The organism is Micromonospora sp. KC606 (assembly GCF_004348675.1).
Lineage (GTDB): Bacteria > Actinomycetota > Actinomycetes > Mycobacteriales > Micromonosporaceae > Micromonospora.
On the sequence record NZ_SMKN01000208.1, the window covers coordinates 1 to 10,145 of the forward strand.

10 protein-coding genes and 1 tRNA gene are annotated in these 10,145 nt (G+C 70.9%); 9 read left to right on the forward strand and 2 right to left on the reverse strand.

Annotated elements, in window-relative coordinates; genetic code table 11:
• Positions 1-144 precede the first annotated feature (144 nt).
• From E1193_RS26165 to E1193_RS26175, 3 genes are all read left to right on the forward strand, one after another.
• The gene (locus E1193_RS26165; protein ID WP_132185846.1) at positions 145-1,974 is read left to right on the forward strand and encodes an ABC-F family ATP-binding cassette domain-containing protein; all 1,830 of its coding nucleotides are present in this window, start codon (positions 145-147) and stop codon (positions 1,972-1,974) included.
• Between the two features lie 115 nt (positions 1,975-2,089).
• Positions 2,090-2,545 carry a DUF4383 domain-containing protein gene (locus E1193_RS26170; protein WP_132185847.1) on the forward strand — a complete coding sequence of 152 codons (456 nt, stop codon included), beginning with the start codon at positions 2,090-2,092 and terminating at the stop codon, positions 2,543-2,545.
• 173 nt (positions 2,546-2,718) lie between these two features.
• The gene (locus E1193_RS26175) at positions 2,719-3,237 is read left to right on the forward strand and encodes a DUF4383 domain-containing protein (RefSeq protein WP_132185848.1); all 519 of its coding nucleotides are present in this window, start codon (positions 2,719-2,721) and stop codon (positions 3,235-3,237) included.
• A 23-nt stretch (positions 3,238-3,260) separates the two neighbouring features.
• Here the strand turns inward: E1193_RS26175 and E1193_RS26180 are convergent, their stop codons facing one another.
• Both E1193_RS26180 and E1193_RS26185 read right to left on the reverse strand, forming a co-directional pair.
• Positions 3,261-3,935: a TetR/AcrR family transcriptional regulator gene (locus E1193_RS26180; protein ID WP_132185849.1), complete on the reverse strand. Its 675-nt coding sequence runs from the start codon at positions 3,933-3,935 to the stop codon at positions 3,261-3,263.
• 120 nt (positions 3,936-4,055) lie between these two features.
• Entirely contained in the window at positions 4,056-5,015 is a 960-nt protein-coding gene (locus tag E1193_RS26185; RefSeq protein WP_132185850.1) for an acyl-CoA desaturase, read from the reverse strand.
• A gap of 174 nt (positions 5,016-5,189) precedes the next feature.
• On the opposite strand from E1193_RS26185, the gene E1193_RS26190 reads away from it, so the two are divergent.
• The 6 genes from E1193_RS26190 to E1193_RS26215 form a co-directional block, all read left to right on the forward strand.
• Positions 5,190-5,261, forward strand: a tRNA-Gln gene (locus E1193_RS26190).
• A 104-nt stretch (positions 5,262-5,365) separates the two neighbouring features.
• A complete protein-coding gene (gene glmU, locus E1193_RS26195) occupies positions 5,366-6,889 on the forward strand; it encodes a bifunctional UDP-N-acetylglucosamine diphosphorylase/glucosamine-1-phosphate N-acetyltransferase GlmU (RefSeq protein WP_347877047.1) in 1,524 nt (507 codons plus the stop codon).
• 53 nt (positions 6,890-6,942) lie between these two features.
• Positions 6,943-7,923, forward strand: coding sequence for a ribose-phosphate diphosphokinase (locus E1193_RS26200; protein ID WP_132185852.1), 981 nt, complete (start codon positions 6,943-6,945; stop codon positions 7,921-7,923).
• Between the two features lie 346 nt (positions 7,924-8,269).
• Positions 8,270-8,977 (forward strand): 50S ribosomal protein L25/general stress protein Ctc, encoded by a 708-nt coding sequence (locus E1193_RS26205; RefSeq protein WP_132185853.1) that lies wholly within the window; start codon positions 8,270-8,272, stop codon positions 8,975-8,977.
• A gap of 91 nt (positions 8,978-9,068) precedes the next feature.
• Positions 9,069-9,659 carry an aminoacyl-tRNA hydrolase gene (pth, locus tag E1193_RS26210; RefSeq protein ID WP_132185854.1) on the forward strand — a complete coding sequence of 197 codons (591 nt, stop codon included), beginning with the start codon at positions 9,069-9,071 and terminating at the stop codon, positions 9,657-9,659.
• A 108-nt stretch (positions 9,660-9,767) separates the two neighbouring features.
• Positions 9,768-10,145 (forward strand): inositol monophosphatase family protein (locus tag E1193_RS26215; protein ID WP_279433395.1); only part of this gene is annotated, 378 nt, incomplete at its 3' end.

Genomic DNA, 10,145 nt, shown 5'->3' on the forward strand with positions numbered 1-10,145 from the left:
GGACGGTAAAGAGCGGGTCGGGGGTGGGCCCGGGGCGGGCGGAGGACGGGCGACGCCGGGCGCGGACGGTCCGCGTACCCTTGGGGTCGGGCGTCCCGAGGTGCCAGCCGGCACCGGGGCGCCCTGATCATGGGAGGTGAGGTCGTGGCCAACATCGTCAACCTGGACCGGGTGTCCAAGGGGTACGGCGCCGCGGGGCCGCTGCTCACCGACGTCTCGCTCGGCCTCGACGACGCCGACCGGATCGGTGTGGTCGGTCTCAACGGCGCCGGCAAGTCCACCCTGCTGAGGCTGCTCACCCGACAGGAGGAACCAGACGACGGCCGGGTCACCCACCGTCGGGACCTGCGTGTCGCCTGGTTGCCGCAGAGCCTGACGCTTGCTGCCGACGCCTCCGTCCGGGACGTCGTCCTCGGCACCGCCTGGCTGGCCGAGAGCATGGGCGCCGAGCACGAGTGGGCCGGCGACGCCGGTGTCCGTGCCATTCTCGACGGCCTCGGCATGCCCCACCTCGGCCTCGACCAGCCGGTCGGCCCGATGTCCGGGGGCGAGCGCCGCCGGGTGGCCCTGGCCGCGCTGCTGGTCCGCGAGGCCGATCTGCTGATTCTCGACGAGCCCACCAACCACCTCGACGTCGGCGGCGTCGACTGGCTGGCGAAGTACCTGGTCGGCCGCAAGGGCGCGCTCGTCGTGGTCACCCACGACCGGTGGTTCCTCGACGCGGTCTGCACCACCACCTGGGAGGTCGCCGACCAGACCGTCCGGGCGTACGAGGGCGGCTTCGCCGCCTGGACGCTGGCCCGCGCCGAGCGGGAACGGGTCGCCGCCACCACCGAGGCCCGCCGGCAGAACCTGCTCCGTAAGGAGATCGCCTGGCTGCGCCGGGGTGCGCCGGCCCGCACCTCCAAGCCGAAGTTCCGGATCGACGCCGCCAACGCGCTGATCGCCGACGTGCCGCCGCCGCGCGACACCACTTCGCTGCAACGACTCGCCACCGCCCGGCTCGGCAAGCAGGTGTACGACCTGGAGCACGTCACCCTGCACGCCGGCCCGAAGACCATCCTCGACGAGGTCACCTGGCAGGTCGGGCCCGGCGACCGGATCGCCATCCTCGGCCGCAACGGCGCCGGCAAGACCACCCTGCTGCGGATGCTGGCCGGGGCCACCCACCCCGACGGCGGGCGTTTCCACACCGGCTCGACCGTCCGACCCGCCTTCCTGTCCCAGGAACTGGCCGAACTCCCCGGCCAACTGCGGGTCCTCGAAGCCGTCGAGGAGGTGGCCCGCCGAGTGCAGTTCGGCGACCGGGAAATCTCCGCCGCCCAACTCGCCGAGATCTTCGGTTTCGACGATCGGCGCCTCTGGACCCCGGTCGCCGACCTGTCCGGCGGTGAACGTCGCCGCCTGCAGATGCTGCGGCTGCTCGCGGGGGAGCCCAACGTGCTCCTCTTCGACGAGCCCACCAACGACCTGGACACCGACACCCTCGCCGCACTGGAGGACCTGCTCGACTCCTGGCCCGGCACGATCATCGTGGCCAGTCACGACCGCTACCTCGTTGAACGGGTCACCGACACCGCGTTCGGGATGTTCGGCGACGGCCGGCTGGTGCACCTGCCCGGCGGTGTCGACGAGTACCTCGCCCGGGCCGCCGGGGCGGACGCTCACGCCAAGGCCCCCTCCGGCGGTGCCGGAGCGGCGGTCCCCACCGGCGGTGCCGGAGCGGCGGTCCCTGCCGGTGCCGGCATGTCCGCCGCCGAGGCCCGGCAGGCCCGCAAGGAGTTGACCCGGCTGGAACGGCAGATCGGCAAGCTGGACCAGCGGGAGGCGACGCTGCTCGACCAGCTTGCCGCGCACGCCACCGACTACACGAAGGTCGCCGAGCTCGACGCGCAGCTCAAGGAGGTACGCGCCGAACGCGAACGGACCGAGGAGACCTGGCTGCTCCTGGCCGACGAGATTCCGCCGCTCTGACGACCGCCCGGGCGGCCCGCCGGCCACCGACGGGGGCCGTGTGCGGCGTCACACCGTGCGATGCGGGACAATCGTCGTCGACCCTTCTTATCCGAACGGCGTTGGAGACTCAGCCATGGCCCATACCCCCGTCAACCACCCCGCGCGGCCGATCTACCGGGCGATCGGCGGGCTCGTTGGTCTGTACTTCGTGGTCTTCGGTGTGCTCGGCGCCATCGCGAGCCTCGGCAACGAATTCTTCGCCCAGGATGACACCAAGGTCCTGGGCCAGGGCACGAACCTCGGGTATTCGCTGGTCAGCATCGTCATCGGCGGCGTCGTCCTGGCCGGCATCGCGATCGGTCGCAACATCGACGTGGCGATCAACCAGTTCCTGGCTTACGCCCTGATGGTGATCGGGCTGGCGTCGCTGGCGTTCCTCCAGACCGACGCGAACATCTTCAATTTCACCATCTTCACCGACATCGTGGTGCTGACGCTCAGCCTGGTCCTGCTGATGGTCGCCATGTACGGCAAGGTCGGCACCGACGAGGAGCGGGAGGTCTTCGAGAAGGCCCGCCTGGTGCTCTGATCACCGGCGAGACCGGTCGAGCCCGCTCCGCCCGCAGGCGGGGGCGGGCTCAACCGCCGCTGGTCGCGCCTCGTCTCCTGGTTCTTCTGCGCCATCGTGGCGCACCTCCGTGGCCGCACGGCACAGCCGCAGTTGCGGACCCGGCGGTTTGACGGACACCGACCACCGGTGGGATGGACAATCCACCTGAAGCGGTCAGTTTGGTCGGAGGAGTTGTCGTGCACCTACCGGTGAACCATCCCGCGCGCCCGCTCTACCGGGCGCTCGCCGGGATCGTGGGTCTCTACATTCTCGTTTTCGGCATCTGGGGTGTCTTCCTCACCTGGGGCGACCCGCTGTTCGACCGGGCTGCGACCTTTGCCCTGGGGCTCCGCACCAACCTGGCCTTCTCCCTGGTGTCCGTGCTCTTCGGCACGGTGCTGATCATCGGCGCGTCCCGCCGGAACAACCTCGGCCACTACATGAACCTGACCGCCGGGGCGATCTTCCTGGTCACCAGCCTGCTGATGATGGCCGTGCTGGAGACGTCGGTCAACTTCCTCAACTTCTCCATGTCAACGGTCATCGTGTCGATGATCTTCGGTCTGATCCTGCTCGGCACCGGCCTCTACGACAAGGTCGGCACCGACGAACACGCCGAGGAGGAACGGCGCAACCGCCGGCACCCGATCTCCGAGGCCGGCACCCGCTGACCGGGCGGCCCCGGCCCGCAGACTCAACCCCGCCGGCGGGTGATCAACCCCGGCTTCGCCTCCAGGTGTGACAACCCGTTCCAGGCCAGGTTCACCAGATGCGCGGCGACCGTCTCCTTGCGCGGCTTGCGCACCTCCAGCCACCAGCGGCCGGTCAGCGCCACCATCCCCACCAGGGCCTGCGAGTACAACTCGGCCAGCTTCGGGTCGTACCCCCGGCTGGAGAACTCGGCGCCCAGGATGTGCTCCACCTGGTGCCCGACGTCGTTCATCACGCTGCTGAAGTTGCCCGTCGCCGACATCAGCGGCGACTCGCGGACCAGCACCCGGAACCCGCTGGTCTCCTCCTCGATGTAGGTCAGCAGGGCCAACGCCGCCTGCTCCAACAGCTCACGCGGGTGACCGGCGGTCAGCGCGGTGGTGATCCGGTCCAGCAGGGCGCGCACCTCGCGGTCGACCACCACCGCGTACAGCCCCTCCTTGCCGCCGAAATGCTCGTAGACCACCGGCTTGGAGACCTTCGCCCGGGACGCCACCTCCTCGATCGAGGTGGCGTCGAAGCCCTTCTCGGCGAAGATCTGCCGGCCGATCGAGATCAGTTGCTCACGGCGCTGGGCAGCCGACATGCGCACCCGGGACGCCGGCTTCGTGGCTGCCGCCGGCACCGCTCGCCGCCTGTCCCCGCTGCCGTCCGTCATGCCGTCACCTTGCCGGCGCTCGGTGACGCCCTGTCGTGGGATGTTCTTACCCGGAGTGTCCGTCCTCGTCGGCCACCCCGGACATACTGCCAGGCAATCCCCGACGGCCACCGTCCGGTGCTACTCCGGCGCTGCCGGGCGCACCAGTTTCGCCGCGATCCGCTCCGGCTTCGGCCAGCGTACGTCCCGCGCCGCGCCGACCCGTTCGAGCAGCCAGATCACCCGGGCCGAAACGTCCACCTGGCCCCGCAGCACCCCGTGCCGGGCGCTGGTCGGGTCGGCGTGGTGCAGGTTGTGCCAGCTCTCGCCGAAGGACAACAGCGCCAGCGGCCAGAAGTTCGACGCCCGGTCGCCCTGCCGCATGGCGAAGGGGCGCTCACCGTACACGTGGCATATCGAGTTGATCGACCAGGTGACGTGGTGCAGCAGCGAGATCCGGACCAGACCGCCCCAGAACAGCGCGCTCAGCGCCCCCGACCAGGTCCACGTCAGCAGCCCGCCCATCACCGCCGGTCCGAGCACCGAGACGACCACCAGCAGCGGGAAGAGTCGGTCCACCCGACGGGTGTCGCGGTCGGCGAGCAGGTCCGGGGCGAAGCGCGCCCGGTTGGACAGCTCCCGACCGAAGAGCCAGCCGACGTGGGCGTGGAAGAGCCCCTTCACCAACCCCCGGACGGTCTGCCCGTACCGCCAGGGCGAGTGCGGGTCGCCGTCCAGATCGGAGAAGGCGTGATGGCGTCGGTGGTCGGCCACCCACTGGATGATCTCGCCCTGGACCGCGAGGGAACCCGCCACCCCCAGCGCGATCCGCAGCGGGCGCGACGCCTTGAACGAGCCGTGGGTGAAGTATCGGTGGTAGCCGACAGTGATTCCCAGGCCGGAGAGCAGATACCAGCAGCCGGCGACGGCGAGGTCGGTCGCGCTCAACCAGCCACCCCAGGCGACCGGCGCCGCGGCGACCAGGGCCAGGAAGGGTACGACCACGAACGCCCAGAGCGCGACCAGGATGCCTCTGGACTGCGGGCCCTGGGTGAGCGGCTTCGGGCCGGTGCCGGCAGGTTGCGTCAGGGAGGTCGACATGGCACCTCGCAGCAGGGAGATTACGCCTACGTCACCGTAACCCAGGCTGCCGTCCCGGCGCGGTGAACAGTTGTGCGGATGAATGAATGTACTGTCGTACCGGCGCGCTGTGGAGCGAGCGTCAGTGAGGTCGCCAGCGCCTCGCGGCAGACGCTAAGCTGTCTTGCGTCACAGTCGGCCGTGGTGTAATTGGCAACACCCGGGTCTTTGGTACCCGTGTTTCAGGTTCGAACCCTGGCGGCCGAGCGTTCTCTGACACCCGACCCGCCGGTTGGGGTATGGGACGAAGTGCCTCCGCAGTCTGGTTAGCATGGCCGCGAGACTGTCGCCTTCCCGACGGGAGCAACGTCGTGTCCCAGCCCCACCTCCGCACCATCGTCGTGCTCGCCGCCGGTGAGGGTAAGCGGATGAAGTCGGCGCTGCCCAAGGTGCTGCACCCGCTGCTCGGCCGTACCCTGCTCGGTCACGTGCTGGCCGCCGCCACGCCGCTGGGCGCGGACCGCACGGTGGTGGTGGTCGGCCACGGCGCCGAGCAGGTGCGGGCGCACCTTACCGAGATCGCCCCGGCCGCCACCCCGGTCCTGCAGTCCGAGCAGCTCGGCACCGGCCACGCGGTACGGATCGCGCTGGACGCCGTGCCGGACGCCACCGGGACCGTCGTGGTGATCAACGGGGATGTGCCGCTGCTGCGGGCCGAGACCGTCGCCGCGCTGGTGGAGGCGCACGAGGTCGAACGCGCGGCGGCCACCGTGCTCGCCGCCGAGGTGCCCGACCCGACCGGCCTGGGCCGGATCGTGCGGGACGCCGCCGGCCGGCTGGAGCAGATCGTCGAGGAACGGGACGCGAGCCCGGCACAGCGCGAGCTGCGGGAGATCAACGCGGGCATCTACGCGTTCGACGTGGCCCGGCTGCGGGATGCGCTGGGCAAGCTTTCCACGGACAACGACCAGGGCGAGGAGTACCTCACCGACGTCTTCGGTCTGCTGGTCTCGGCGGGCGAGCCGGTGGGCGTGCACGTGGCGGCGGACCACGTGGAGACGCTGGGCTGCAACGACCGGGTGGAGTTGGCCAGCCTGCGCCGACTGCTGCGCGACCGGGTGAACGAGGCCTGGATGCGCAGCGGGGTGAGCATCCTCGACCCGGAGACCACCTGGATCGACGTCACCGCCACGGTGGCCCGGGACGCGGTGGTCGACCAGAACACGCAGCTGCGCGGCGCGACGGTGGTGGGCGCGGAGGCGGTCGTCGGGCCGGACGTCACCCTGGTCGACACCGTGGTGGGGCCGGCTGCGACGGTGCTGCGCAGCCACGCGGTGGGCGCCGAGGTGGGGCCGGGGGCGAGCGTCGGGCCGTACGCGTACCTGCGGCCGGCGGCGCGGTTGGCCGAGGGGTCCAAGGTCGGCACGTTCGTCGAGGTGAAGAACTCCGAGGTGGGCGCGGGCGCGAAGGTGCCGCACCTGTCGTACGTCGGGGACGCGACGATCGGCGCGAAGGCGAACATCGGCGCGGCGACGATCTTCGTGAACTACGACGGGGTGAACAAGCACCGCACCACGGTCGGTGAGGCGGCCTTCATCGGCTGCGACACCAGCCTGATCGCCCCGGTGGAGGTAGGTCCGGGAGCGTACGTGGCGGCAGGTAGCGCGATCACCCAGGATGTGCCGGCCGGTGCGCTCGGGGTGACCCGGGCGCCGCAGCGTGCCATCGAGGGCTGGGTGGCGCGCAAGCGTCCGGGTACGGCGTCGGCCGCGGCGGCGGAGCGGGCGGGACGTGGGTCGGTGGAGGCCGCTTCCGCAAGCGAAGGTGAGGCAACCCACGGGGCCACGGAGACGGTGGGTGGCGGGTTGACGGCGGGGGATACTGCAACCGAATAGTCCCCGGCCACACCGCCGCCGGGTACCACCGACCAACGGGAGCAGACGGGCCCATGGGCAGCATCGTCGCCGAAAACCGCAAGAGCCTGATGCTCTTCTCCGGACGTGGCTTTCCGGAGCTGGCGAAGGAGATCGGTGAGGTGCTCGGCGTCGCGCCGACGCCGGCCGACGCGTACGACTTCGCCAACGGCGAGATTTTCGTACGGTTCAAGGACTCGGTGCGTGGTTCGGACGCCTTCGTGGTGCAGTCCGTCACGCACGGGGTCAACACCTGGGTCATGGAAACCCTGATCATGGTGGACGCGTTGAAGCGGGGTTCGGCCAAACGGATCACTGTGGTCCTGCCGTTCTACCCGTACTCGCGGCAGGACAAGAAGCACCGGGGTCGGGAGCCGATCTCGGCCCGCCTGGTGGCCGACCTGCTGAAGACGGCGGGCGCGAACCGGATCCTCACGGTCGACCTGCACACGGCGCAGATCCAGGGCTTCTTCGACGGTCCGGTGGACCACCTGTTCGCGATGGATGTGCTGGCCGAGTACGTGGAGCGCAAGTTCGCGGGCCGGCCGATGACGGTGGTCGCGCCGGACTCGGGCCGGGTGCGGGTGGCGGAGCGCTGGACGGACCGGCTGGGTGGCTGCCCGCTGGCGTTCATCCACAAGACCCGGGATCCGTTGAAGCCGAACCAGGTGGTGGCGAACCGGGTGGTCGGTGAGGTCGAGGGCCGGATCTGCCTGATCGTCGACGACATGATCGACACGGGTGGCACGATCACCAAGGCCGCCGAGATCCTGAAGGAGTCGGGGGCGGCGGAGATCGTGGTGGCCTCGACCCACGCCCTGTTGTCGGATCCGGCGACCGAGCGGTTGAAGAACAGCCCGATCAGCGAGGTGGTGGTGACGAACACGTTGCCGCTGCCACCGGAGAAGCAGCTCGACAAGATCACTGTGCTGTCCATCGCGCCGCTGCTGGCCCGGGCGATCCGGGAGGTCTTCGACGACGGTTCGGTGACCACCCTCTTCGGTGGCCTGAGCTGACTCGGCGAGCGTGGCGGGCCCGGGGCGGGCGGTCCGGGCCGGTCAGGGTGGCGCCCGGCGGGCGGTCAGGGTGGCGTCCGGCGGGGCGGCCTGGCGGACGACGCCGCCGGCGGACGGCCGTGGGCGTGAATGAGGGGGACTGCCGCCAACCCCGGAACCGGCTCGGGTAGACTGGCACGGTTGCCACGGCGAGGGTGCCCGGCGGGCCGCTGAAAAGCACCGCACGGAGGCACCGTCATCGACGCGGTGCTCCGGGCAGTCGTTCATGACGCATGAGCCCCTGCGAGCCCCTCGCCCAGCACCGCCAGACGACAAGCCGCCGCAGCGAAGCATCAGGAGTTTCCCCGTGTCCGAGGTAAAGATCAGCGCCGAGCCACGTACCGAGTTCGGCAAGGGTGGTGCCCGCCGTACCCGCCGGGCCGGCAAGGTGCCCGCCGTGCTGTACGGCCACGGCGAGAAGCCGAAGCACATCGCGCTTCCCGCGCTGGAGTTCGCCGCCGCGATCCGCAAGGGCGGCGCCAACCAGCTCTTCGCGATCGAGGTCAGTGACGGCACCCAGGTGTTGGCGCTGCCGAAGGCTATCCAGCGTGACCCGATCAAGGACACCTTCGAGCACGTCGACCTGTTGCTGGTCCGCCGGGGCGAGAAGGTCACCGTGGAGGTCCCGGTCCAGCTGACCGGTGAGGCCGCCAAGGACACCCTGATCGTGCACGATCACGACACCCTGTCGGTGACCGCCGACGCGACCAGGGTTCCGGACCACCTGGAGGCCTCGATCGAGGGCCTGGAGGCCGGCAACCAGGTCACCGCCGCCGACGTGGAGCTGCCGGCCGGCGTCGAGCTGGCCGCCGACCCGGAGACCCAGGTCGCCTCGGTGACCGCCGCCCCGACCGCCGAGCAGCTCGAGGCGACCCTGCCCGAGGTCGAGGCCGTCGAGGCCGAGGTCGAGGCGGGGGTTGGCGAGGTGACCGCCGAGTCGTCCGAGGGCGCCGAGGCCGGCGAGCCGGCTGCCGCCGGTGGCGAGGAGACCGCCGAGGCGAAGACCGAGGCCTGATCGGTCCGCAGCGTTGCCGGCAGGCGTCCCCGAACCGTCGGGGGCGCCTGCCGGCGTTTCGGGACAGGCGTGATACCGGGAGGGACGGGACGTGACGGACGAGGCGGGGCCGTGGCTGGTGGTCGGCCTGGGCAATCCCGGCCGGGAGTACGCCGGCAACCGGCACAACGTGGGTTTCATGGTGACCGACCTGTTGGCGGGGCGGTTGGGCGCGAAGTTCGGCCGGCACAAGCGGGCGGTGGCCGAGGTGGCCGAGGGGCGGCTGGGTTTCGGTGGGCCGAAGCTGGTGCTGGCGAAGCCGTTGACGTACATGAACCTGTCGGGCGGGCCGGTGGTGGCGCTGGCCCAGTTCCACAAGATCCCCGCGGACCGGGTCGTCGCGGTGCACGACGAGCTGGACATCCCGTACGGCCAGTTGCGGATCAAGCTCGGCGGTGGCGAGGGCGGGCACAACGGCCTGCGCTCGATGTCGAAGTCGCTGGGGACGAAGGAGTACGTGCGGGTGCGGTTCGGCATCGGCCGCCCACCGGGGCGGCAGGATCCGGCGGACTACGTGCTGTCGGATTTCGGGGCAGTGGAGCGTAAGGAGTTGGAGTTTCTGGTGGACCGGGCGGCGGACGTGGTGGAGTCGGTGGTCACCAAGGGTGTCGAGCCGACCCAGAACGCGTATCACGGCGGGTGAGGCGCGGGCCTGCCGGCGGGAAGCCGGTAGTCTGCGCCTTCGTGACGTGGCGCGACCGGCGACGTGGGCCGCGCGAGGCGACGGGAGCGTGGTGTGGGCAGTCCTCCGATGATCGACGGCGCGTTCGCCCGGTGGCTGGCGGCGCGGGCCGGGCAGGCGCTGCTGGCGTTGCGTGCGGAGCTGGGGTTCGAGGACCCGGGCGCGTTGAAGGCGGCGGGGGACAAGATCTCCCACGAGCTGATCCGCACCGAGCTGGCGAGGTGGCGACCGGGCGACGCGGTGCTCTCCGAGGAGGACGAGGGGTCGCGGCTGGCCTGGGCGGCGGAGGTGAGCACCGGGGCGGTGTCCCGGCTGACCGCGGACCGGGTGTGGATCATCGACCCGCTGGACGGCACCCGCGAGTTCGCCGAGGAGGGGCGCGCGGACTGGGCGGTGCACGTGGCGCTCTGGGCGCGGAACGCACCGGCGCCGCACGGGCTGGTGGCG

Excerpts from the sequence above, each read along its gene's own strand:
- E1193_RS26170 (WP_132185847.1), top strand. The coding sequence starts at position 2,090 with ATGGCCCATACCCCCGTCAACCACCCCGCGCGGCCGATCTACCGGGCG.
- E1193_RS26175 (WP_132185848.1), top strand. The coding sequence starts at position 2,719 with ATGGACAATCCACCTGAAGCGGTCAGTTTGGTCGGAGGAGTTGTCGTG.
- E1193_RS26180 (WP_132185849.1), bottom strand. The coding sequence starts at position 3,935 with ATGACGGACGGCAGCGGGGACAGGCGGCGAGCGGTGCCGGCGGCAGCC.
- E1193_RS26185 (WP_132185850.1), bottom strand. The coding sequence starts at position 5,015 with ATGTCGACCTCCCTGACGCAACCTGCCGGCACCGGCCCGAAGCCGCTC.
- E1193_RS26200 (WP_132185852.1), top strand. The coding sequence starts at position 6,943 with ATGGGCAGCATCGTCGCCGAAAACCGCAAGAGCCTGATGCTCTTCTCC.